The sequence below is a fragment of the Variovorax sp. GW821-FHT06D12 genome, from assembly GCF_059419205.1.
The window spans coordinates 346668-371001 of sequence record NZ_JBWKRI010000006.1; the positions used below are offsets into that span (position 1 = coordinate 346668).

Sequence of the window (24334 nt, forward strand, 5' to 3'; positions counted from 1 at the left end):
TCAATGAACGACACGGCGTCTTCCCCTTCACGTCTGCTCCAAATCACCGCTGTGACAGCGCGCTGGCTATTGGGTCTGCTCTTCGCTGCGTGGCTTCTGCTGGCACTGTCAGTCGTGGTCCTGCACGCGTGGATTGTGCCGCGAATCGGCGATTTTCGCGGTGCACTCGAGGCGCAGGCTAGCAAGGCCATCGGTGTCCCGGTGCGCATCGGCGCCATCACCGCCCGTTCCGAAGGGCTATTTCCGGCCTTCGAATTGCGCGACGTGGTGCTGCAGGACGCAGACCAGCGCGAGGCCCTTCGCCTCGTGCGGGTGGTGGCGAGCGTGTCGCCGCGGTCGCTGTGGCGCCTGAATTTCGAGCAGCTCTACATCGAGGGCCCGCAGCTCGACGTGCGCCGCGACACTCAGGGAAAACTCCATGTGGCTGGATTGCACATGGAGACCGACACGACCGGAGAAACCCGCGCCGCCGACTGGTTTTTCGCGCAGCGCGAGTTCGTCATCGAAGGCGGCACCGTGCGCTGGACCGACGAGCAGCGCCGCGCCGAACCGCTGCTGCTGACCGACGTGCGCTTCGTGTCCCGCAACGGCGCGCGCCGCCACGGCCTGCGGCTGGACGCCACGCCGCCGGCCGGCTGGGGCGAGCGCTTCACGCTGCGCGGCCAGTTCCGCCAGCCGCTGCTGTCGATCCGCAGCGGCCACTGGCAGACCTGGGACGGCCAGCTCTATGCCGACCTGCCCTACATCGACGTCACGCGCCTGGGCCAGTACGTCTCGCTCGACGCGCGCATCCGCGAAGGCAACGGCGCGCTGCGCCTGTGGGCCGACGTGGACGATGGGCGCATCGTCGGCGGCGCCGCCGACCTGGGCCTGAACCGCATCGACGCCTCGCTCGGCAAGGGGCTGCAGCCGCTGGTGCTGCGCGCCGTCACCGGCCGGCTGGCGGGACAGATGAACGCGGACACCTTCGAGTTCTCGACCACCGCCTTGCAGTTCGACACCGTCGACGGCCTGCGCTGGCCGGGCGGCAACCTGTGGCTGCAGCACACGCCCGCCAAGGGCCGCACGCCCGAGCACGGCGCGCTGAAGGCCGACCGGCTCGACCTCGCGGCGCTGGCGCTCATCGCCGACCGGCTGCCGCTGGGCGAGGCCACGCACCGCGTGCTGGGCGCCTACGCGCCGCGCGGGCTGGTCGAGCGCATCGACATGAACTGGCAGGGCGCGCCCGACGCGATCGCGCGCTACCAGGCCAAGGGCCGGGTCAGCGGCCTGCGCGTGGCCTCGCAGCCGGCGCCTGCAGCCACCGCCCAAAGCACCCCGGCGCCGGCCGGTGCGCCCGCCGCGCCGCCGCGCGTGCACCCCGGCACCCCCGGCCTGAGCGGCGCCACGCTCGACTTCGACGCCAGCCACACCGGCGGCACCGCCACGCTGGCCATGGCCAAGGGCACGCTCGAGTTCCCCGGCGTGTTCGAAGACCCGGTGATCCCCATCGACCGCCTCTCGACCCAGCTGCAGTGGAAGCTCGACAACGGCGCCATGCAGGTGCAGGTGTCGAAGCTGCGCTTCGCCAACGCCGACGCCGAGGGCGAGGCCGAGGCCCACTGGCGCACCAGCGACCCGGCCACCTCGAGCAGCCGCGCGCAGCACCCCGGCGTGCTCGACCTGCAGGGCAAGCTCACGCGCGCCGATGGCACCCGCGTGTTCCGCTACCTGCCGCTCGACATCCCGCAGCACACGCGCGACTACGTGCGCGAATCGGTCGTCAAGGGCACCGCCAGCACGGTCGATTTCCGCGTGCGCGGCGACCTGCACGACATGCCCTTCATGGACCCGAAGCAGGGCGAGTTCCGCATCGCGGCCAAGGTGTCGGACGTGCACTACGCCTACGTGCCGCCCTCGCTCGCGGCCGCCACCGCCGCGCCCGCGACCCCGGCGTCGCGCACCGGCCCGCCCGCCGCGCCGCCGCCCGTGTGGCCGGCGCTCACCGGCGTGTCGGGCGAACTGGTGTTCGAGCGCGCGGGCATGCTGGTGCGCAATGCGCGCGGGCGCATTGCCGGCGCGCCCGGCGTCGAGGTCACGAAGGCCGAGGCGCAGATCGCCGACATGTCGCACCATGCCGCACTGCTGCGTGTCGATGCGCAGGCCAAGGGCCCGCTGGGCGAGGTGCTGCGCGCCGGCGCGCCGCTGGCCGGCGAGGCCGGGCCCTTCCTGCAGCGCGCGCGCGCCACCGGCTCGGCCGACTACAAGCTGCGCCTCGACCTGCCGCTGGAAAACGTCGACAACACCAAGGTGCAGGCCACCGTGACGCTGGCCGACAACGAGCTGCAGGTGGTGCCCGAGGCGCCGCCGTTCACGCAGGCGCGCGGCACGCTCAGCTTCACCGACACCGGCTTCTCGCTGGCCGGCGTGCAGGCCCGGCTGCTGGGCGGCGAGGTGCGCGTCGAGGGCAAGGGCCGCTTCAGCGGGCCGCAGCGCGAACTGGCGCTGAAGGCGCAGGGCACGGCCAGCGCCGAAGGCCTGCGCGGCGCGCGCGAGGTCGACTGGCTCGCGCGCCTGGCCAAGCACGCCACCGGCAGCACGCCCTACGCCGCCACCTTCTCGATGCGCGACGACACGCCCGAGTTCTCGCTCACCAGCAGCCTGCAGGGGCTGGCGCTGGCGCTGCCCACGCCGCTGGTCAAGACGGCCGAAGAGCTGATGCCGCTGCGCATCGAGAAGAAGGTGCTGGCGCGCGACGCCCGCCGCGCCACGCAGGACCAGCTGACGCTCGAACTCGGCCGCGTCGGCTCGGTGCAGTACGTGCGCGAGCTGTCGGCCAACGGCCAGGCGCACGTGCTGCGCGGCGGCATCGGCATCGGGCTGGCGCCCGGCGAGACGGCGCTGCCGCCCGACCGCGGCGTGTTCGCCAACGTCAACGTCGCCAAGCTCGACATGGGCGCCTGGCAGACGCTGGTGGGCACCGCCGCGGTGGTCGGCGGCGGCGAGCGCGCCGACGATCCCGACCTGGCCTACCTGCCCACGCGCATCGCGGTGCGCGCGCAGCAGCTGGGCATCGCGGGGCGCACCCTGCACAACGTGGTGCTCGGCGGCACGCGCGAAGGTGCGCTGTGGCGCGCCAACGTCGACGCCTCCGAGCTCAGCGGCTACGCCGAGTACAGCCACAGCCAGGCCGGCCGGCTCTATGCGCGGCTCGCGCGCCTGAAGATCGCACCGGCCGAGGCCACGCAGGTCGAGACCCTGCTCGACGAGCAACCCGGCACCCTGCCGGCGCTGGACATCGTGGTCGACGACTTCGAGCTGCTCGGCAAGCGCCTGGGCCGCGCCGAGATCGACGCCGTCAACCGCGGCGGGCGCGAATGGCTGCTCAACAAGCTCGCCTTCAGCGTGCCCGAGGCCACCTTCACCGCCAAGGGCACCTGGGCCGCGTCGGCGGGCGGCGGCGCAAGCGCCGGCCAGCGCCGCACCACGGCCATGAACTTCAAGCTCGACATCGCCGACGCCGGCGACCTGCTCACGCGCTTCGGCATGCCGGGCGTGCTGCGCCGCGGCAAGGGGCGGCTCGAGGGCGAGGTGAACTGGCGCGGCTCGCCGTTCTCGCTCGACTACCCCAGCCTGGGCGGCCAGCTGCAGGTCGACGTGGAGCAGGGCCAGTTCCTCAAGGCCGACCCGGGCCTGGCCAAGCTGCTGGGCGTGCTGAGCCTGCAGGCGCTGCCGCGCCGGCTCACGCTCGATTTCCGCGACGTGTTCAGCCAGGGCTTCGCCTTCGACTTCATCCGCGGCGACGCGAAGATCAACAAGGGCATCGCCAGCACCAACAACCTGCAGATGAAGGGCGTGAACGCCGCCGCGCTCATGGACGGCTCGGCCGACATCGTGCGCGAGACGCAGAACCTGCGCGTGGTGGTGGTGCCCGAGATCAACGCCGGCACGGCCGCGCTGGTGGCCACCGCCATCAACCCGGCCATCGGCCTGGGCACCTTCCTCGCGCAGTGGGTGCTGAGCAAGCCGCTCGCCGCGGCCGCCACGCAGGAGTTCCACGTCGAAGGCACCTGGGCCGACCCCAAGATCGCCAAGGTGCCGCGCTCGCTGCAGCTGCTGCCCGGCCTGCCGGGCGGATCGACATCGACGGGCGCCAGCGAAGGCAAGAAAACGGAGACCACGCAATGAAAGTCGCAGCCATCCAGATGGTGTCCGCCATCGCCCGCGAAGCCAACCTCGTGCGCGCCCATGCGCTGCTCGGGCAGGCGGCGCGCGACGGCGCCGAGCTCGCGGTGCTGCCCGAGTATTTCTGCATGATGGGCGCGCGCGACACCGACAAGCTCGGCCTGCGCGAAACCGCCGGCGCCGGCACGGTGCAGGGCTTCCTGGCCGACGCGGCGCGCGAGTTCGGCCTGTGGATCGTGGGCGGCACGCTGCCCATCGAGAGCGACGACGCCGACCACGTCTTCAACAGCTCGCTGGCCTTCTCGCCCGAAGGAAAGTGCGTGGCGCGCTACGACAAGATCCACCTGTTCTTCTTCGACAACGGCACCGAGCGCTACGACGAGCGCCGCGTCATCGCGCCGGGTGCGCAGCCCGTGGTGTTCGAGCTGCCCTCGCGCGACGGCCACGCCTGGCGCGTGGGCATGAGCGTGTGCTACGACCTGCGCTTTCCCGAGCTGTACCGCGCGCTGGCGGGGCAGGGCGCCGACCTGCTGCTGGTGCCCAGCGCCTTCACGCGCACGACCGGCGCCGCGCACTGGGAGGTGCTGCTGCGCGCGCGCGCCATCGAGAACCTGGCCTGGGTGGTTGCGCCCGCGCAGGGCGGTACGCACGAGAACGGCCGCCAGACCTGGGGCCAGTCGCTGGTCATCGACCCCTGGGGCACGGTGGTGGCGCAGCAGGCCGCCGAAGAGGGCGTGGTGCTGTTCGACCTCGATGCCCGGCAGGTCGAGCGCACGCGCGCCCAGCTGCCCGCGCTGTCGCACCGCGTGCTTGCCTGACGATGGCCGACGAGGCGCTCGACGTTCCTGCACCGCCGCCGCCGCAACAGCAGCCGCAGCGCCGGGGATGGGGCGTCGCCTTCGCGCGCCTGCGCTCGCTGTGGAAGCGCTGGTTTCTGTGGCTGCTGCTGGCGGTGCTGGTGTCGGCGCTGCTGGTCACCGTCGTGTGGCTGGCCGGCCGGCACGAGGTCGAGCAGGTGCAGGCGGCCTTGGAGCGCGACACCGCCGACGCCGTCGTCGACCTGCGCAGCGGCCTGCAGCGCAACGCCCAGAGCCTGCGCGCCACGCTCGCGCCGGGCATGGAGCGCACGCACTGGGCCGACCGCGCGGCGGCGCAATTGCGCGAGCACCGCGAATGGCTGCGGCTCGAATGGCGCGACGCGCAGCTGCAACCCATCGAGGCCGTGAACACGCCCTACCGCACGCGCATCCTCGAGGAGAGCAACCGCGGCCCCGCGCAGGCCGACGTGGCGCAAGCCTGCGCCACCGCGCGCAAGGCCGGCGCGCCCGCCTACTCGCCCAGCCACTACGTGCCCGTGGCCGGCGGCGGCGGCGTCGAGGTGATGGAGCTGTGCCTGCCGATGGACGCCGGCGACTACCTGGTGGCCAGCTATTCGCTGCGCGACACGCTGGTCGAGCTGGTCGGCCCCACGCTCACGCGCGGGCAGGAGGTCGCCTTCACCGAGGCCGACGGCACGCGGCTGGTGGCGCTGGGCACCTCGCGGCGCATCGGCACGCGCGTGTTCACCTCGCAGCAGCGCATCGACCTGCCGGGCGCCTCGCTCATGCTGCGCGTGGACGGCTGGCGCGCCGCGCCCGACCTGTTCCCGAACATGCTCACGGCGCTGGTCACGGCGATCTCGATCGCGCTCGTGTCGGTGCTCGTGCTGCTGGCGCGCGACACCCGCCGCCGCCTGCGCGCCGAACGCGACCTGGCCGACGCGCTGGCCTTTCGCAAGGCGATGGAAGACTCGGTCATCACCGGCCTGCGAGCGCGCGACCTGCAGGGGCGCATCACCTACGTCAACCCAGCCTTCTGCGAGATGGTCGGCTTCACGCCCGAAGAGCTCATGGCCGACAGCGTCGAGGCGCCCTACTGGCCGACCGAGCTGGCGCACGAATACCACCTGCGCCAGACGCGCCGCTTCGCGGGCGGCCTGCCGCCGCGCGAGGGTTTCGAGTCGGTCTTCATGCGCAAGGACGGCACGCGCTTTCCGGTGCTCATCTTCGAGGCGCCGCTGATCAACGCGCACAAGGTGCAGACCGGCTGGATGAGCGCCTTCATCGACGTGAGCGAGCAGCGCCGCGTCGAGGAACTCTCGCGCGCCAGCCAGGAGCGCCTGCAGGCCAGCGCGCGCCTGGCCACCGTGGGCGAGATGGCCTCGCTGCTGAGCCACGAGCTCACGCAGCCGCTGGCCGCCATCGCCAGCTATGCCACCGGCTCGCTCAACCTGATCGGGCCCGAGGCGCGCGGCGAGCAGGCCGAGGTGGCCATGGCCGTGAAGCGCATCGCCGAGCAGGCCGACCGCGCGGGCCAGGTGATCCGCAGCGTGCACGACTTCGTGCGCCGGCGCGACCGCATGCGCGAGGCCGTGGCGCCGCAGGCGCTGATCGACGCCGTGCTGCCGCTGGTGCGGCTGCAGGCGCGCAAGCTCGACGTGACGATCGAGATCGTGTGCGAAGAGCGCCTGCCCGCCGTGGTGTGCGACCGCACGCTGGTCGAGCAGGTGCTGCTGAACCTGGCGCGCAACGCCATGCAGGCCATGGACGGCGCCGACCACGCGCCCGGCAGCCGCGTGCTGCGCCTGCGCGTGGCGCGCGCCCTGCCGGTGGGCGCCACCGTGCCGGCCGACGGCCGCCGCTGGCTCGAGTTCTCCGTGGCCGACCTGGGCTGCGGCATCAGCGAGGAGGTGGCGGCGCGGCTGTTCACGCCCTTCTTCACCACGCGCCCCGACGGCATGGGCCTGGGCCTGAGCCTGTGCCGCACCGTGGTGGAGCAGCATGGCGGCGCGCTGATGTTCGAGCCCAACCGCCCCCGGGGCACCGTCTTCAGGTTTACGCTCCCGGCTGCGGGATAGCCGCCTTTTTCTTCTTCGTTTTCTCTGTTCCGCTGGACCTCATGGCATGCAACCGCTGATCGATGGCTTGATCTTTATCGTGGACGACGACGCCAGCGTGCGCGAGGCGCTGGCCTGGCTGCTGCGTTCGCGCCGCCTGGCCAGCGAGCACTTCGGCAGCGCCGAGGCCTTCGAGCAGTACCTGGACGAGGCGCCGCTGCCCGACCAGCCGCGCTGCCTGCTGCTGGACGTGCGCATGCCCGGCATGAGCGGGCTGGTGCTGTTCGACCGGCTGGCCGAACGCGGCCTGCTGGCCGAGATGCCCGTGATCTTCCTGACCGGCCATGCCGACGTGCCCACCGCCGTCGAGGCGGTCAAGCGCGGGGCCTTCGACTTCTGCGAGAAGCCGTTCTCGGACAACGCGCTGGTCGACCGCATCGAGCAGGCGCTGGGCATGTCGCAGCGCGCACTCGAGGTGCAGCGCGTGCGCCGCGGCCTGGCCGACCGCATCGCCGAGCTGACCGACCGCGAGCGTGACGTGATGCGGCTCGTGGTCGAGGGCCTGCCGAACAAGCTCATCGCCGACCAGCTCGCGATCAGCGTGCGCACGGTGGAGGTCCACCGGGCGCGCGTGTTCGAGAAGATGGAAGTGAAGTCGGCGGTGGAGCTGGCCAACCGCCTGCGCGACCTCTAGCCCCCACCGCAGGCTGGACCTCAGCTGTGCACGTGCTGCGCGGCGCCGTCGCGCGTGGCCATCTCCAGCATGCTGCGGCCGTCGACGATGCCGACGACGTTGCCGTCCTCGCCCAGCCCGGCGATGGCGCCCTCGAACACGCAGAACAGCACGCAGCCGCCGTCGGAGCGCGGCTGGTGGATGTCGCCGGCGGGCTCGTGCATGTAGTCGCCCGGGCGGCCGATGTCGTTGCGCTCGTAGTAGATGTCGCCCTCGAGCACGATCACCTCGATGGCGCCCAGGTGGTGGTGCACCGGCGCCTCGGTGCCGGGATCGACCTTCAGCAGGCAGGTGAAGCCGCCGCTGCGCCGGTTGATGCTCAGCAGCTTGTAGGCCACGCCGGGCATGACCCACGGCTTCCACGGATAGCGCTCGAGCTTCTGGAAATGCGGGTACGGCAGCGTGATGCGCGCATGGGCGGCGCTGGCAGGCGGCGTGGCTTTCAGGGCGGTCAGGGTCATGGTGTCTCCGTGGGTGATGCGGCCGGGATCGGCCTGCGAAGCCAGTCTAGGAGCGGCTTCCCACGCCATGGCCTGTTGGCCCGAACGAAGCACGGGATGTCGAAAGCGGCGCGCTTTTGCGCAAGTCGCTGCGCCGTTCAGCGCATGCGGCGATAGGTGCTTGGCGCCAAGCCGACGAACGCACGGAAGCGCGTCGAGAAGTACGCGGCGCCGCCAAAGCCCATGCGCGCGGCCACGGCCTCGATGGGCAGGTCGCTGGTGCGCAGCAGTTCGGCGGCGCCTTCCAGGCGGCGGCGCAGCAGGTACTGGTAGGGCGCCATGCCGCTGGCCGCCTTGAAGCTGCGGATGAAGTGGTCCTGCGACAGGTGCACCAACGCTGCCAGGTCGGCCAGGCCCAGCGGCGTGGCCAGGTGCGCGTCGATGTGCTCGGTCACGCGGCGCAGCTGCCGCGGCGTCAGGACCGGCTGCCGGCGCGCGCCCTCCGCGCGCGGCGGCGCACCGCGCCCCGGTGCGCAGTGGCGCCGCACGAGGTGATGGGCCAGCAGGTGCTGGCTCTGCGAGAGCAGCAGCGAATCGGGGCTCGCGGGCACGCTGCCGTACAGCTCCACCTCGCTCACCAGCATCTGGAAGAAGCCCTGCAGCCACGGGTCGCGGATCGCGAAGAAGGGGTCGATCTCCGCCGCCGGCCCGAGGCCTTCCTCGGTGGCGACGCGCGCGATCAGCGCCTGGCCGATGTACAGGTGCACCACGCCGCAGCGCCCGCCGATTTCCCATTCGGTGCCGTCGCAGGGGATGAAGCTCACGCTGCCCAGCCGCGAACGCGAGGCGACGAGCTTGCCGCGTTCGTACTTGCGCACCGCCGTGCTGCCGTTCTCGTGCAGCACCAGCACGTGATGCGCCGCGCCGTGGAAGGGCAGCCAGCACGCGTCCTGCTGCCAGCGGGCGGCGAACAGCTGGTCGCCGCCGGTCACGAGGTACTGGGGTTGCGCACCGGTGCCCGCGGCGATGATGTCCGGGGCAAAGCGGGATGCGACGCTCGATGGGGCCGGCGCGATGGCGTTCATCGGAGTTTCCTCTCGTGTCCGCCCGGCGCGCGGTGCGCGCGCCGCGTGCAGGCCGCGCGATGTTAGGGCCGGCGGTGCCGTGCCCTCATGCGGGATTTCCTGACGGTGCCGCGCGACGTGCGCGCAGCACCTGGGCTCAGATCTTCTCGGCGACGAAGATTTCGACGCGGCGGTTCTGCGCGCGGCCGGCGGCCGTGCCGTTGTCCGCCAGCGGCTCGCGCGAGCCGCGGCCGTCGGTGGTGATCACGGTGGTCGACACGCCGCGGCCCACCAGGTGGTTGCGCACGCTGTCGGCGCGGCTCACCGAGAGGCGCTCGTTGCCTTCCTCGCTGCCCGTGCTGTCGGTGTGGCCGACCACGCGCAGGCTGGCGGTGGTGGCGCTCTTCAGGCCTTCGGCGACCTTGTCCAGCACCTGCGCCAGGTTGCGCTTGACGTTGGCGCGGCCGGTGTCGAACGAGAGTTCATTCGGAATCACGACGTGAAGCTGGTTGTCGGCGGTCTGCGAGATCACCACGCCGGTGCCCTTGGTGGAGCTTTCGAGCTCGGCCTTCAGCGCGTCCAGGCGGGCGGTCCAGCTGTTGGCCGGTGCGGCCTGCTGTGCGGCCGGTGCTTCGGCCGGCGGGGTCGACGATGCGCACCCCGCGATGAACAACACAGCGGCCAGGGCCGCGCTAGACACAACAAACTTCCTCATGAATTTTCCCTCTGCTTGGACCAATGAAAACTGAAGCGGGAACCGGCCGTTCGATAGGGCGGCCGGTTTCCCGGTGGGGCGGCGATCAGCCGCGCTGTGCGCGCTCGCCCACGTAGATCTCGACGCGGCGGTTCTGTGCCCGGCCGGCGTCGCTGTTGTTGTCGGCCACCGGCTCGTGCGAGCCACGGCCTTCGATGCGGAAGGCCGCGGCGCTCACGCCGCGTGCCACCAGGTAGTCGCGCGTGCTGGCGGCGCGGTCCACCGACAGCGGGTTGTTGATGGCGTCGGAGCCGGTGCTGTCGGTGTGGCCGATGATGCGCACCTCGGCGTTCGGGTTGTTGCGCAGGCCGTTGGCGAACTGGTCGAGCACGGGCGCGAAGTTCGACTTGATGTTGGAGCGGCCCACGTCGAACGACACGTCGCTCGGAATGGCGAGCTTGAGCTCGTTGTTGGCCGTCTGCGTCACGGCCACGCCGGTGCCTTGCGTGGCGGCTTCCATCTGGCGCTTCTGGTTTTCCATGCGCTGCGACCACAGGTAGCCGCCGAGTGCGCCGGCTGCCGCACCGACCACCGCGCCCGTGCCGATGGCACCGCGGTTGCCGCCGGTGGCCGAGCCGATGGCGGCGCCGCCGAGCGCGCCGATGCCGGCACCGATGCCGGTGTTGCGCTGGGTGTCGGTCATTCCGCCGGCACAGCCGGACAGGACGAGGGCAGCTGCGGTGGTTGCAAGAACGAACTTTTTCATGGCGATCCCTTTCAAGGTTGAATCAAGCGGGCCACAGCTTAGCCCCCGGCGGGTATGCGATGGTACGTGCTCAAAGCCCTACGGAAAATAAGAAAACTTTCGCCATCGCCCGTGAATGCTGCGATGATTGCTACTAAAGTTGTAGCAATAGGGTGCTTGTCCGACAGTGGGCCGCGCCGTGTGGCTACACGAGCAATTCACACTTTGGGCGGCGAATCGGTGTCCTCACGCTCGGCGTCGGGGTCGTCATGCAATTCACCCTTGTTACGCCCGGAAAACATGGTCCACCAGATGATCAAGATCAGGACGAGTCCCGCGGCGAGGGCTTCAAGCAGAATCAAACCCATGAGAAATGGACTCCAGTGGCTGGTCGGGCTTGCGATCGTAGCAACGCTTGCCGGCTGTTCCCTCGGCCCCCGCGCCCCCGACGCCCCCACCCGACCCACCGTCACCCCGCCGCGCGACCTCGGTCCGCTGACCGGATCGCTCGCGCATCCGAAAAGCCGCTGGGTGCCCGTGGGCTGGTCCGAACTGCCGGGCTTCAGCGAAGACCCGCTGCACGAGGCGTGGATCGCGCTGCTGGCCAACTGCGCGCGCCCCAACGCCGCCTTCGCGCCGCTGTGCCGCGAGGTGCGCCAGCTGGCCATCGCCACGCCCGAAGAGCAGCGCCGCTGGATGACCGACCGGCTGCAGCCCTACCGCGTCGAATCGCTCGCGGGCCAGAGCGAAGGCAAGCTCACCAGCTACTACGAGCCCGTGTACGAAGCCTCGCGTGTGCCCTCGGCCGGCTTCAGCGTGCCGCTGTACCAGGCGCCCGACGGCCTCGTGCCCAAGCGCCCCTGGTTCACGCGCCAGGAGATCGAGACCCTGCCCGAGGCCCAGGCCGCGCTGCGCGGTCGCGAGATCGCCTGGATGGCCGATCCCATCGACGCGCTGATGCTGCACATCCAAGGCTCGGGCCGCTTGCGCATCACCGAGGCCAACGGCTACCAGCACACCGTGCGCGTGGCCTACGCGGCCACCAACGAGCAGCCTTACCGCAGCGTGCAGCAGTGGTTGATGAGCCAGGGCGTGGCCAAGGTCGGCAAGTGGCCCGACGACACCAAGGCCTGGGTGGCGCAGAACCCGCAGCGCGTGTCGCAGCTGCTGTGGAGCAACCCGCGCTACGTGTTCTTCCGCGAAGAGACGATGAGCGAGCTCGACGCCGCCTTCGGCCCGCGCGGTGCGCAGGGCGTGCCGCTGACGGCGGGGCGCTCCATCGCCGTCGACCGCGAGAGCATTCCCTACGGCACGCCGGTGTGGCTCGCATCGAGCGGCCCGACCGCGCAGCTGCAGAAGCTGGTGGTGGCGCAGGACACCGGCAGCGCCATCCTGGGCGCCGTGCGCGCCGACTACTTCGCAGGCACCGGCGCCGAGGCCGGCCGGCTGGCGGCGAGCGTGAACCAGCCGCTGCGGTTGTGGGCGTTGTGGCCGAGGCAGTTGCCGGCGCCCTGAGGGGTGCAGCGCCCGCGCTGCAATGTGTGGCGCGGGCGTGAAGGTTTTTTGACGAAATCTCGCCGTACCCCAACCAACGGCCGAGCGTTTCACAGGCATGTCATGCGAAGTGCCTAACTTCGCGGGCTGGTTTCAATCCCAACCCACGAAAGATATTGCGCATGACCGCAAACACCCGCACGGACGCCCACGGCGTCGATCTCGACGATGTCGGCACCAACCCGACCGCGAACCCGTCCTTCACCGACCTGATCGCATCGCGCCTGAGCCGCCGCCATCTGTTCGGGCTGGGCGTCGGCACCGCCGGCACTGCGCTGCTGCAGGCCTGCGGTGGTGGCAGCGGTGGCGGCACCGCGTTCCCGATCCTTCCGCCCGCACCGGCCCCCGCGCCGGCACCGGCTCCCGTCCCGGCGCCCCCGCCGATGAAGCTGGGCTTCAACGCCGTTGCCAAGAGCCTGGCAGACGTCGTGACCGTGCCCGCCGGCTACACGGCCAGCGTGCTCTACCGTCTGGGCGACCCGATCGCCGCCGGCGTGGCCGCGTACAAGAACGACGGCTCCGACGATCCGGCCACCTACGACCGCCGCGCCGGCGACCACCACGACGGCATGACCTTCTTCGGCATGAACGCCACCAACAAGTGGGACGCGGCCAACGCCTCGCGCGGCCTGCTGGTGATGAACCATGAAGCCATCACGCCGCTGTTCCTGCATCCCAACGGGCAGACGGCGCTCAACCCGGTTTACAGCAGCGCAACGGGCACGTCGCTGGTCGACGGGCAGCGCAACGTTCCTGACGAAGTGCTGCGCGAGTTCTACCTGCACGGCGTGAGCGTGATCGAGGTCAACAAGAGCGGCAACACCTGGAGCTACAAGCAGGACTCGAGCTTCAACCGTCGCGTCCACACGCTGACCGAAATGCAGTTCTCGGGCCCGGCCGCCAAGACCGACTACCTGAAGACCAAGTACTCGACGGACGGCAGCAAGACCCGTGGCACGCTCAACAACTGCGCCAACGGCACCACGCCCTGGGGCACGTACCTGACCTGCGAAGAGAACTGGGCGGGCTACTTCCGTCGCATCGCGGGCATGACCAACGACGACAAGAACCGCACTGCCAAGGAACTGAAGTCGTTCAGCCGCTACGGCGTCGCCGGTACCGGCCGCGAACTCTGGGCCACCGTCGCCGGCGGCGACGACATCCACGCCCGCTGGAACACCGAAGTCGTCGGCGCCACCGCCACCGACGACTACCGCAATGGCCACAACACCTACGGCTGGGTGGTCGAGATCGATCCGTTCAACCCGACGAGCACGCCGAAGAAGCGCACCGCCCTCGGCCGTTTCGGCCACGAAGGCGCCTGTCTCGGTCCGGTCGTGGCCGGCAAGCCGCTGGTCTGGTACATGGGCGACGACTCGCGCAACGAGTACATCTACAAGTTCGTCTCCACGAAGAACTGGGATGCGGCCGACATCGGCGGTGGCATGGCCGCGGGTGACAAGTACATGGACGACGGCCGCCTCTACGTGGCGAAGTTCAACGCCGACGGCACGGGCGTGTGGCTCGAGTTGAAGCTCGGCGTGAACGGCATTACCTCCAGCAATTTGACCTACGCCTTCGCCGACGCCGCCGACGTCGTGACCAACGCCCGCCTGGCCGCCGACGCCGCGGGCGCGACCAAGATGGACCGCCCCGAATGGGCCGCGGTCAACCCGAAGACCGGCGATGTCTACGTGACGTTGACCAACACCAGCGCCAGCGCGCGCCCCATCGGCAGCACCGACGCCGCCAATCCGCGCTTCTACGACGACAAGACCACCGCCAACAAGTCGCAAAAGGGCAACCCGAACGGCCACATCGTGCGCTTCGCGGACGACAACGCCGATCCGACGTCGCTGAGCTTCAAGTGGGACGTGTACCTCTTTGGCGCGCGCTCGACGGCCTCGGCCGACGTCAACCTCTCGCAGCTCACGGCCGACAACGACCTGTCCAGCCCCGATGGCATGTGGTTCAGCCAGGCCGCGCCCGGCCTGCTGTGGCTCGAGACCGACGACGGCGCCTACACCGACGTCACCAACTGCATGCTGCTGGCCGCACTGCCGGGCAAGGTGGGGGACGGCGGCGCGAAGGCGATCACCAACGTCGATGCCGCGACCAACACCACCCGCACGCAGAACACCTTCGTGGGCAAGGCCCCCGGCACGGAAGGCCTGCGCCGCTTCCTGGTCGGCCCGGCAGATTGCGAGATCACCGGCATCGCTGAATCGGGCGATGGCCGTGCGCTGTTCGTCAACATCCAGCATCCGGGTGAAGGTACGGGCAGGGCCGACATCACCGATCCGACGAAGTTCCTGAGCCACTGGCCGCAGGGCGGCAACGCCCGCCCGCGCTCGGCCACCGTGGTCATCACGAAGGACGACGGCGGCCTGATCGGCCTGTAAGCGTCCAAGCGTCCTCAGCCCCCTTCGGGAAACACCGTGGAACCGGCTTTGCCGGGCCACTGGTGTTGCCCCCGGCGAGGGGGTTGGCGCAGCGACACGAAGTGCGCGAAGCCTGGGGGAGCACCCACTACAACGGCGCTGCTGGCAACGGCAGCGCCGTTTTGTATCTGACCTGCTTGAGCGCAAAGCTCGAGCGGATCTTCTCGATCCCCGGAATCGGCGTGAGCTGCTCCATGATGAAGCGCTCCAGCGCCGCCATGTCGGCCACGGCGATGCGGATCAGGTAGTCGCTGTCGCCGGTCATCAGGTAGCACTCCATCACCTCGTCGTGCTCGGCGATGCGCTGCTCGAAGTCGGCCAGCGACTGCTTGCTCTGCGTGGTCAGGCTGATCGAGATGAACACGTTGAGCCCCAGGCCCAGCGCCTTGGCGTTCGCCAGCGCCACGTAGCGGTCGATCACGCCGCTGGTCTCCAGCACCTTCACGCGCGCCAAGCAGGGCGAGGGCGACAGGTGCACGCGGCGCGCCAGTTCGACGTTCGACAGCGCGCCGTCGCGTTGCAGCTCGTCGAGAATGCGCAGGTCGATGGCATCGAGTTCCATGAAATTCCGCGAAACTGTTGAATGACGGCATTTTATGCTTCAGAATAGCCATGAAATCAGAGGTGCCGGTAGCTAATTTTCCTCGAGGCGGCTTAAAGTGCTGGCATGAACGCCCCGATCTCCGCCGACCAGATGCGCGCCCTGTTGCTCGACACGCCGCCGTCGCACGACCCCGACCCCGAAGAGACCGCCGAATGGCGCGACGCCTTCCTGGCGCTGGCGCAGACGCAAGGTCCGCAGCGCGCGCGCCAGATGCTGGCCGAGCTGGCGCGCCTGGCGCGGCAGCAACGCATCGGCTGGCAGCCCGAGCTGGCCACGCCGTACGTCAACACCATCGCCGCGGCCGACCAGCCGCCGTTCCCGGGTGACCTCGCGGTGGAAGAAAAGCTCGCCTCGCTCATGCGCTGGAACGCGCTCGCCATGGTGGCCAAGGCCAACCAGGCGTACGGCGAACTCGGCGGCCACATCGCCAGCTACGCCAGCGCGGCAGACCTGTTCGAGACCGGCTTCAACCATTTCTTCCACGCACGCAGCCCGGCGCACCGCGGCGACCTCGTGTTCTTCCAGCCGCACAGCGCGCCCGGCGTGTATGCGCGGGCCTACCTCGAAGGCCGCCTGAGCGAAGAAGACCTGAACCACTACCGCCAGGAACTCACCGCACCGGCCTTCACCGACGGCAGCGGCGCGCGCGGCCTGTGCAGCTACCCGCACCCGTACCTGATGCCGGACTTCTGGCAGTTCCCCACCGGCTCGATGGGCATCGGCCCGATCAGCTCGATCTACCACGCGCGCTTCATGCGCTACCTCACGCACCGCAACCTGCTGAACTGCGAAGGCCGCAAGGTCTGGGGCGTGTTCGGCGACGGCGAGATGGACGAGCCCGAATCGATGAGCGCCCTGACGCTCGCCGCGCGCGAGAAGCTCGACAACCTCGTGTGGGTCGTCAACTGCAACCTGCAGCGCCTCGATGGCCCGGTGCGCGGCAACGGCCGCATCATCGACGAGCTCGAAAAGCTCTTCGCCGGGGCAGGATGGAACGTCGTCAAGCTCGTGTGGGGCAGCGACTGGGACGGCCTGTTCGCGCAGGACGTGAGCGGCGCACTCGCGCGCGTGTTCGCCGAAACCGTCGATGGCCAGATGCAGACCTTCGCCGCCAAGGACGGCCGCTTCAACCGCGACAACTTCTTCGGCCAGAACCCCGAGCTCGCGCGCCTGGCCGAAGGCATGACCGACGAGCAGATCGACCGCTTGAAGCGCGGCGGCCACGACCTCGTGAAGATCCATGCCGCGTACGCCGCCGCTGCCGCCCACAAGGGCCAGCCCACCGTGATCCTCGCCCACACGAAGAAGGGCTACGGCATGGGCAGCGCCGCGCAGGGCAAGATGACCACGCACTCGCACAAGAAGATGGGCGACGTGGACCTCATCGAGTTCCGCGACCGCTTCAACCTGCCGCTCACCGACGCGCAGGCCACCGCGATGGACTTCTACCGCCCGGCCGAAGACAGCGCCGAGATGCGCTACCTGCGCCAGCACCGCGAAGCGCTCGGCGGCCCCATGCCGCGCCGCGAGACCGCGTGCGACGTGGTGCCCAAGCCCGACATCGCGGCCTACGCGCAGTTCGCCACGGCCGCCGCCGGCAAGGAGATGAGCACCACCATGGCCTTCGTGCGCATGCTGGGCAACCTCATGAAGGACAAGGCCCTGGGCCCGCGCATCGTGCCCATCGTGGCCGACGAGGCGCGCACCTTCGGCATGGCCAACCTGTTCAAGCAGGTCGGCATCTATTCGAGCGTGGGCCAGCGCTATGCGCCGGAAGACATCGGCTCGGTGCTGAGTTATCGCGAAGCCACCGACGGCCAGATTCTCGAAGAAGGCATCAGCGAAGCCGGCGCCATCGCCAGCTGGACGGCCGCGGCCACCAGCTACAGCGTGCATGGCCTGGCGATGCTGCCGTTCTACATCTACTACTCGATGTTCGGCTTCCAGCGCGTGGGCGACGCCATCTGGGCGGCTGCCGACCAGCGCGCACGCGGCTTCCTGCTGGGCGCCACGTCGGGGCGCACCACGCTCGGCGGCGAAGGCCTGCAGCACCAGGACGGCAGCAGCCACCTCGTGGCCGCGACGATTCCCAACTGCAAGGCCTACGACCCGGCCTTCGCGGGCGAGATGGCCGTCATCGTCGACGCGGGCATCCGCGAGATGATGGTCGAGCAGCAGGACGTGTTCTATTACGTCACGCTCATGAACGAGAACTACGCGCAGCCCGACCTGCCGGCCGGCGCCGAGGCCAACATCCTGCGCGGCTGCTACCGCTTCGGCACGTATGCGCCGACATCGGGCAAGGCGAAGCAGAGCGTCACGCTGCTGGGCTCGGGCGCGATCCTCACCGAGGTCATCAAGGCCGCGCAGCAGCTGGCCGACGAAGGCATCGCGGCCGAGGTGTTCAGCGTCACGAGCTGGAGTGAACTGGCGCGCGACGGCCAGGCCTGCGAGCAGCGCGCGCTGGCCGGCGAGAAAGACGCCGGCACGCCCTTCGTCGCGCAGCAGCTCGGCAAAGGCAGCAAGGCCCCGATCGTCGCCGCCACCGACTACGTGCGCGCCCTGCCCGAGAGCGTGCGCGCCTTCCTGCCCGAAGGCCGCCGCTACCTCACGCTGGGCACCGACGGCTTCGGTCGCAGCGACACGCGCGCCGCGCTGCGCGGTTTCTTCGGCGTGGACGCGGCGAGCATCGCGCGGGCCGCGCGCCACGCGCTCGGCGCCTGACGACAGCGCCAGCGCGGCCATGCGGCGTGACGGTGCGGTGCCTGCGTTAGAGTCGCAGGCCCCACCGCCTTCCCGCGCCCATGACCGCCCGCTTTCAGTCCCTTGCTCCCGCCGTCCGCCTGGCCGACCAGGTGGCGGAAGCGCTCGTGGCCGAGGTGCGCAGCGGGCGCCTGTCGGAAGGCGACCGGCTGCCCACCGAGACCGCGTTGGCCACCCAGTTCGGCGTGAGCCGCACGGTGGTGCGCGAGGCGGTGTCGCGGCTGAAGTCGCTCGGGCTGGTCGATTCGCGCCAGGGCAGCGGCGTGTACGTGCGCGCTGCCGGGGTGGAGCCGCTGCGCTTCGAGATGCCGCATGTGGCCTCGCGCGAAGCGGTGGTGCAGATGGTCGAGCTGCGCCGTGCGCTCGAGGCCGAGGTGGCCGCGCTCGCGGCCGAGCGCCGCACGCCCGAGGACATGCTGCGCATCCGCGACGCCATCGATGCGCTGCACGCGGCGGTGTCGATGGGCGGCAACGGGGCCGACGAGGATGTGCGCTTTCACCGCGCCATCGCCGAGGCCGCGCGCAACCCCTTCCTCATCGGCACGCTGCAGTACCTGCGGCAGTTCCTGCATGGCGCCACCCGCGTCACGCGCGCCAACGAGGCGCGCCGTGCCGACTTCGTGCGCGAAGTGGCGCAGGAACACGCGCGCATCGTCGAGGCCATCGACGCCGGCGACCCGCTGGCCGCGCGCGAAGCCGCCAAGGCCCACATGGACAACGCCATCCGCCGCATCGAGCAGGCCGACCCGGCGTTCTGGCAGCAGGAAGGCGCCCAGCTCGCCCGACCCCTGGTCGAAGGCTGGCCAGCAGGCAAGTAAGCCCACGCTTACGATTTTCTGAAGAGGGCAGAATGTGCGGGTTATCCCGTATCCGGGAGCTTGTCTTAAATTTGTATGATGACCTGACAAGTAAGGGGCGACCGCGCCGCAGGGTGACGGGACGGCCCCGTTTTTTCATCCAGCGGACTCCCTCCCAATGACTTCCACCCTCCAGGCCGGCGCGCCCCTCGCGGCTGACGCGCCCGACGCCGCGCTCGAAAAACGCGCCTACGCCAAGGTGTTCTGGCGCCTCGTGCCCTTCCTGATGCTGTGCTACGTGGTCGCGTACCTCGACCGCGTAAACGTCGGCTTCGCCAAGCTGCAGATGGGCGCGGACCTCGGCTTCAGCGAAACCGTGTTCGGCCTGGGCGCCGGCATCTTCTTCCTGGGCTACTTCCTGTTCGAGGTGCCCAGCAACCTGCTGCTCAACCGCGTGGGCGCGCGCGTGTGGATCGCGCGGATCATGATCACCTGGGGCCTGCTGTCGGCCTGCTTCGTGTTCGTGGAAACGCCGACCAGCTTCTACATCCTGCGCTTCCTGCTCGGCGTGGCCGAGGCCGGCTTCTACCCCGGCGTGATCCTGTACCTGACGCACTGGTACCCGTCGCACCGGCGCGCGCGGATCATCGCGGTGTTCATGTCGGCGATTCCCGTGGCGGGCATCTTCGGCAACCCGCTGTCGGGCTGGATCATGGACGCCTTCCACGGCGTGTCGGCCATGCACGGCTGGCAGTGGATGTTCATCATCGAAGCCATTCCCGCCGTGCTGGTGGGCGTGATGGTGCTGTTCTACCTGGACAACGGCATCAAGCACGCACGCTGGCTCTCGCCTGAAGAGAAGAACCTGCTGCAGCGCGAGGTCGACCGCGACCAGGCACACGGCGCCAAGGGCCCGCACTCGGTGGGCGCGATGTTCCGCGACGCGCGCGTGTGGTGGATGGCGCTCATCTACTTCGCCTTCGTCATGGGCCAGTACGCGCTGACCTTCTGGCTGCCCACGCTGGTGAAAGCCACGGGCGTGCAGGGCAACTTCAACATCGGCCTGCTGAGCGCCATTCCGTTCCTGTGCGCGATCGTCGCGATGAACCTGTTCGGCCGCAGTGCCGACGCGCGCCGCGAGCGCCGCTGGCACCTGATCATTCCCGCGATGATGGGCGCCGTGGGCTTCACGGTCGCGGCCTCGTACACACAGAACACGGTCGTGTCGCTGACCTTCCTGTCGCTCGCCGCGGCCGGCGTGCTCACCTGCGCGCCGCTGTTCTGGTCGCTGCCCACCGCCTTCCTCTCGGGCACGGCGGCGGCCGCTGGCATTGCGGTCATCAACTCGGTGGGCAACCTCGCGGGCTTCGTGAGCCCGTACCTCATCGGTTACCTGAAGGACCTCACGGGCAGCACGCAGATCGGCATGTACGTGCTGGCCGGCGCGCTGGTGCTCGGCGCCATCGGCGTGTGGCTCACGCCCAAGCAGTTGGTCAACCGCTGATCGAAGGACGCACGACATGACTTCTTCTTCCACCAACACCCCCGTCGTCGGCCTCGTGGGCCTGGGCGCCATGGGCAGCGGCATGGCGCAATCGCTGCGTCGCGCGGGCCATGCGCCGCATGTGTTCGACGTGCGCCCCGGCGTGGCCGAAGCCTTCGCGCGCGAAGGCGGCACCGCCTGCGACACGCTGGCCGCGCTCGGCGCGCAGTGCGACATCGTGGTCAGCGTGGTCGTCAACGCGGCGCAGACCGAGTCGGTGCTGTTCGGCGACGGCACCACGCCCGGTTGCGCGGCGTCGATGAAGCCCGGCAGCCTGTTCGTGATGTGCTCCACCGTCGACCCGAACTGGTCGGTGGCGCTCGAAGCGCGCCTCGCGCAGCAGGGCGTCCTGTACCTCGACGCACCGATCTCCGGCGGCGCCGCCAAGGCCGCCAGCGGCCAGATGACGATGATGACCGCCGGCACCCCCGCGGCCTATGAGAAGGCCGGCGCCATGCTCGACGCCATGGCCGCCAAGGTCTACCGCCTGGGCGATTCGGCCGGCGCGGGCAGCAAGGTGAAGGTCATCAACCAGCTGCTGGCCGGCGTGCACATCGCCGCCGCCGCCGAAGCGATGGCACTGGGCCTGCGCGAAGGCGTGAACCCCGACGCGCTGTACGAGGTCATCACCCACAGCGCCGGCAACAGCTGGATGTTCGAGAACCGCATGGCCCACGTGCTGGCGGGCGACTACACGCCGCTGTCGGCCGTCGACATCTTCGTGAAGGACCTGGGCCTGGTGCTCGACGTGGCGCGCGCCAGCAAGTTTCCGCTGCCGCTGTCGTCCACCGCGCACCAGATGTTCATGCAGGCCTCCACGGCCGGCTTCGCGCGCGAGGACGACAGCGCGGTCATCAAGATCTTCCCGGGCATCGAACTGCCCGCTGCGAAAGAATCGAAAAAATAACATCGAGCGCGAGCGCTCCACCGACCCAGGAAAGACACACACCATGAACGTTCTCATCACCGGCGGCTGCGGCTTCCTCGGCGCCCGCCTCGCCCGCACCCTGCTCGCCGGCGGCCCGCTCGCACTGGCCGGCGGCCAGCCTCAAGACATCGCACGCATCACGCTCGCCGACCGCGTGCCGCCGCCCGCCGACCTCGCCGCCGACGCGCGCATCCAGTTCGTGCAGGGCGACCTGTACGAGCAGGCCGCCAACGGCGCGCTGCCGCTGGCCGACACCAACGCCGTGTTCCACCTCGCCGCCGCCGTGAGCGGCGAGTGCGAGGCCGACTTCGACCTCGGCATGCGCAGCAACCTGGACACCACGCGCGCCCTGCTCGACGCCTGCCGCAGCGCGGGCCATGCGCCCGTGTTCGTGTTCTCCAGCTCCGTCGCCGTCTTCGGCGATTCGCCCGAGCAGCGCCTGCCCGCGGTGATCGAGGACACCACGCTGCCCACGCCGCAGAACAGCTACGGCATCCAGAAGTTCATCGGCGAGCAGCTGGTGGCCGACTACACGCGCAAGGGCTTCGTGCAGGGCCGCAACGTGCGGCTCATGACGGTGTCGGTGCGCCCGGGCCGCCCGAACGGCGCAGCCTCCAGCTTCCTGAGCGGCATGCTGCGCGAGCCGCTGGCCGGCGTGCGCGCACGCTGCCCCGTGGCGCCCGAAACGCCGGTCGCGCTGGCCTCGCCCGGCAACACCGTCGCCGGCATCGTGCGCGCGGCCACCGCCGGCGCCGCCGAATGGGGCGCGCGCACCGCCGTCAACCTGCCCGCGCTGACCACCACCGTGCGCGAGATGGCGCAGGCGCTCGAGCGCATCGCCGGCGCCGAGGCCACCGCCCTCATCGACTGGGAACCCGACGCCGCCATCGCGAAGATCGTCACCAGCTGGCCCAGCCGCATCCATGCCGCGCGCGCCGAGGCCCTGGGCCTGAAGGCCGACGCCAGCTTCGACGCCATCCTGCGCGACTACGTGCGCGAGAACGCGCAGGCGGTCACGCTGGCGCTGAAGGGCTGAGCGATGGCGAAGCTCGTGCTCGGCTGCATCGCCGACGACTTCACCGGCGCCACCGACCTGGCCAACAACCTCGTGCGCGCCGGCATGCGCGTGGTGCAGACCATCGGCGTGCCCACCGGCCCGCTCGATGCCGACGTGGATGCGGTCGTGGTCGCGCTCAAGTCGCGCACCATCGCGCCGGCCGAGGCCATCGCGCAGTCGCTCGATGCGCTGCGCTGGCTGCAGGCGCAGGGCGCGCAGCAGATCTACTTCAAGTACTGCTCCACCTTCGACAGCACCTTCACCGGCGAGGTCAGGGGCAACATCGGCCCCGTGACCGAGGCGCTGATGGACGCGCTGGGCTGCGACTTCACCATCGCCACGCCCGCCTTCCCCGACAACAAGCGCACCGTGTTCAAGGGCTACCTGTTCGCGGGCGACGTGCTGCTCAACGAGAGCGGCATGCAGAACCATCCGCTCACGCCGATGACCGACCCGAACCTCGTGCGCGTGCTGCAGGCGCAGTGCACGCGCAAGGTGGGGCTGATCGACCACGCGGTGGTCGCACGCGGCGCAGCGGCCATCGAAGAACGCATCGCGCAGCTGAAGGCCGAGGGCGTGTCGATCGCCATCGTCGACGCCGTGTCGAACGACGACCTGCTGCGCATGGGCCCGGCGCTCGCGAAGCTGCCGCTGCTCACGGCGGGCTCGGGCGTGGCCATCGGCCTGCCGGCCAACTTCGGCCTCGCGCCGTCGTCGCAGGCCAGCGCGTTGCCGAAGGCCGGCGGCAAGACGGCGGTGGTGTCGGGCAGCTGCTCGCTCGCCACCAACCGGCAGGTGCTCGACTTCATCCAGCGCGGCGGCGCGGCCATGGCCATCGACCCGCTGCGCATCGCGGCGGGCGTGGACGTGACGGCCGAAGTGCTGGCCTGGGCCGCACCGCTCATCGACAAGGGCCCCGTGCTCGTCTACTCGACCGCCGAAGCCGGTGCCGTGAAGTCGGTGCAGGGGCGGCTCGGCGTGGAAGAAGCCGGTGCGATGGTCGAACGCACCATCGCCGCCATTGCGCGCGGCCTGGTCGAGCGCGGCGTGCACCAGCTGGTGGTGGCCGGCGGCGAGACCTCGGGCGCCTGCGTGCAGGCGCTGGGCATCGCGCAGATGCAGATCGGTCCGCAGATCGACCCCGGCGTGCCGTGGTGCCATGCGCGCTGCGATGCGGCGCCCGAAGCGGGGCTGCACATCACGCTGAAGTCGGGCAACTTCGGCAGCGACGATTTCTTCACCAAAGCTTTTACAGTGCTCGCATGACCGAGAACGAAGCCCGCGACGAAATCTGCCGCGTCGGCCGCAGCCTGTTCGAGCGCGGCTACGTGCACGCCACGGCCGGCAACATCAGTGTGCGGCTGGACGACGGCTTTCTCATCACGCCGACCGACGCCTGCCTGGGTTTTCTCGACCCCGCGCGGCTCGCACGGCTCGATGCCCAAGGCCAGCAGACCGGCGGCGACCGCGCCAGCAAGACCATCGCGCTGCACACGCGCATCTACGCCGCCGCGCGCGGCTTCGATGCCGCCACGGCCTGCGTGATCCACACGCACAGCACGCACTGCGTCGCCTTGACCCTGGGCAACCCGCAAGCCGAACTGCTGCCCGCGCTCACGCCCTACTTCGTGATGAAGGTCGGCCATGTGCCGGTCATCCCGTACCACCGTCCCGGCGCGCCCGAGGCGGCCGAGCAGGTGGCGCAGACCATCGCGCGCTACGGCGCGGCCGGCACGCCGATCCGCGCGGCGATGCTCGCGCGCCTGGGCCCCAACGTCTGGCACGAGACGCCGGCCGCCGCGATGGCCGTGCTCGAAGAGCTGGAAGAAACCGCGCGCCTGCAGATGCTCACGCAGGCCACCCGGCCCGCACCGCTCGCCCCCGACCAGATCGATGAACTGCGCCGCACTTTCGGTGCGCGCTGGTAGTACA

The 24334-nt window shown here is 70.2% G+C and carries 19 protein-coding genes; 13 read left to right on the plus strand and 6 right to left on the minus strand.

Annotation, left to right across the window (positions count from 1 at the left end; genetic code table 11):
* The first annotated feature begins 3 nt into the window (after positions 1-3).
* From AC07SQ_RS20590 to AC07SQ_RS20605, 4 genes are read left to right on the plus strand one after another with little or no spacing between them, the layout of a single operon-like run.
* Positions 4-4167 carry a YhdP family protein gene (locus AC07SQ_RS20590; protein ID WP_495272689.1) on the plus strand — a complete coding sequence of 1388 codons (4164 nt, stop codon included), beginning with the start codon at positions 4-6 and terminating at the stop codon, positions 4165-4167.
* Positions 4164-4982, plus strand: coding sequence for a carbon-nitrogen hydrolase family protein (locus AC07SQ_RS20595; RefSeq protein ID WP_095747289.1), 819 nt, complete (start codon positions 4164-4166; stop codon positions 4980-4982). Before AC07SQ_RS20590 ends, AC07SQ_RS20595 begins: the two co-directional genes overlap by 4 nt.
* Positions 4983-4984: 2 nt before the next feature.
* A complete protein-coding gene (locus AC07SQ_RS20600) occupies positions 4985-7060 on the plus strand; it encodes a sensor histidine kinase (protein ID WP_159279178.1) in 2076 nt (691 codons plus the stop codon).
* Positions 7061-7106: 46 nt separating this feature from the next.
* Positions 7107-7733: a response regulator transcription factor gene (locus AC07SQ_RS20605; protein WP_062480799.1), complete on the plus strand. Its 627-nt coding sequence runs from the start codon at positions 7107-7109 to the stop codon at positions 7731-7733.
* A gap of 20 nt (positions 7734-7753) precedes the next feature.
* On the opposite strand, the gene AC07SQ_RS20610 is transcribed toward AC07SQ_RS20605, so the two are convergent.
* From AC07SQ_RS20610 to AC07SQ_RS20630, 5 genes are all read right to left on the minus strand, one after another.
* Positions 7754-8233, minus strand: a complete 480-nt coding sequence (locus AC07SQ_RS20610) for a 2,4'-dihydroxyacetophenone dioxygenase family protein (protein ID WP_062480797.1) — start codon at positions 8231-8233, stop codon at positions 7754-7756.
* 137 nt (positions 8234-8370) lie between these two features.
* Positions 8371-9297, minus strand: coding sequence for a helix-turn-helix domain-containing protein (locus tag AC07SQ_RS20615; RefSeq protein WP_495272690.1), 927 nt, complete (start codon positions 9295-9297; stop codon positions 8371-8373).
* 136 nt (positions 9298-9433) lie between these two features.
* The gene (locus AC07SQ_RS20620; RefSeq protein WP_062480792.1) at positions 9434-9991 is read right to left on the minus strand and encodes an OmpA family protein; all 558 of its coding nucleotides are present in this window, start codon (positions 9989-9991) and stop codon (positions 9434-9436) included.
* Positions 9992-10076: 85 nt separating this feature from the next.
* The gene (locus tag AC07SQ_RS20625; protein WP_062480790.1) at positions 10077-10736 is read right to left on the minus strand and encodes a YiaD family glycine zipper/OmpA-like lipoprotein; all 660 of its coding nucleotides are present in this window, start codon (positions 10734-10736) and stop codon (positions 10077-10079) included.
* 197 nt (positions 10737-10933) lie between these two features.
* A complete protein-coding gene (locus AC07SQ_RS20630; protein WP_354348038.1) occupies positions 10934-11083 on the minus strand; it encodes a hypothetical protein in 150 nt (49 codons plus the stop codon).
* Here AC07SQ_RS20630 and mltA point away from each other — a divergent pair.
* Positions 11082-12230 carry a murein transglycosylase A gene (gene mltA / locus AC07SQ_RS20635; protein WP_492730250.1) on the plus strand — a complete coding sequence of 383 codons (1149 nt, stop codon included), beginning with the start codon at positions 11082-11084 and terminating at the stop codon, positions 12228-12230. The two genes, AC07SQ_RS20630 and mltA, sit on opposite strands and share 2 nt — an antisense overlap.
* 161 nt (positions 12231-12391) lie before the next feature.
* The gene (locus AC07SQ_RS20640) at positions 12392-14671 is read left to right on the plus strand and encodes a PhoX family protein (RefSeq protein ID WP_369645630.1); all 2280 of its coding nucleotides are present in this window, start codon (positions 12392-12394) and stop codon (positions 14669-14671) included.
* Between the two features lie 127 nt (positions 14672-14798).
* Here the strand turns inward: AC07SQ_RS20640 and AC07SQ_RS20645 are convergent, their stop codons facing one another.
* Positions 14799-15272 (minus strand): Lrp/AsnC family transcriptional regulator, encoded by a 474-nt coding sequence (locus AC07SQ_RS20645; RefSeq protein ID WP_062480783.1) that lies wholly within the window; start codon positions 15270-15272, stop codon positions 14799-14801.
* A gap of 105 nt (positions 15273-15377) precedes the next feature.
* On the opposite strand from AC07SQ_RS20645, the gene mdeB reads away from it, so the two are divergent.
* From mdeB to AC07SQ_RS20680, 7 genes are all read left to right on the plus strand, one after another.
* Complete coding sequence (gene mdeB / locus AC07SQ_RS20650; RefSeq protein WP_495272691.1) at positions 15378-18038, plus strand: alpha-ketoglutarate dehydrogenase; 2661 nt, start codon at positions 15378-15380, stop codon at positions 18036-18038.
* 80 nt (positions 18039-18118) lie between these two features.
* Positions 18119-18895 (plus strand): FadR/GntR family transcriptional regulator, encoded by a 777-nt coding sequence (locus AC07SQ_RS20655; protein ID WP_070063260.1) that lies wholly within the window; start codon positions 18119-18121, stop codon positions 18893-18895.
* 157 nt (positions 18896-19052) lie between these two features.
* The gene (locus AC07SQ_RS20660) at positions 19053-20378 is read left to right on the plus strand and encodes an MFS transporter (RefSeq protein WP_070063259.1); all 1326 of its coding nucleotides are present in this window, start codon (positions 19053-19055) and stop codon (positions 20376-20378) included.
* A gap of 16 nt (positions 20379-20394) precedes the next feature.
* Entirely contained in the window at positions 20395-21324 is a 930-nt protein-coding gene (gene ltnD, locus AC07SQ_RS20665; RefSeq protein WP_495272692.1) for an L-threonate dehydrogenase, read from the plus strand.
* Positions 21325-21367: 43 nt separating this feature from the next.
* Positions 21368-22381 carry a D-erythronate dehydrogenase gene (denD, locus tag AC07SQ_RS20670; RefSeq protein ID WP_495272693.1) on the plus strand — a complete coding sequence of 338 codons (1014 nt, stop codon included), beginning with the start codon at positions 21368-21370 and terminating at the stop codon, positions 22379-22381.
* A gap of 3 nt (positions 22382-22384) precedes the next feature.
* Positions 22385-23668 carry a 3-oxo-tetronate kinase gene (gene otnK / locus AC07SQ_RS20675; protein ID WP_495272694.1) on the plus strand — a complete coding sequence of 428 codons (1284 nt, stop codon included), beginning with the start codon at positions 22385-22387 and terminating at the stop codon, positions 23666-23668.
* Positions 23665-24330: a class II aldolase/adducin family protein gene (locus AC07SQ_RS20680; RefSeq protein WP_070063255.1), complete on the plus strand. Its 666-nt coding sequence runs from the start codon at positions 23665-23667 to the stop codon at positions 24328-24330. The genes otnK and AC07SQ_RS20680 overlap by 4 nt, the downstream gene beginning before the upstream one ends.
* Positions 24331-24334: the final 4 nt, after the last annotated feature.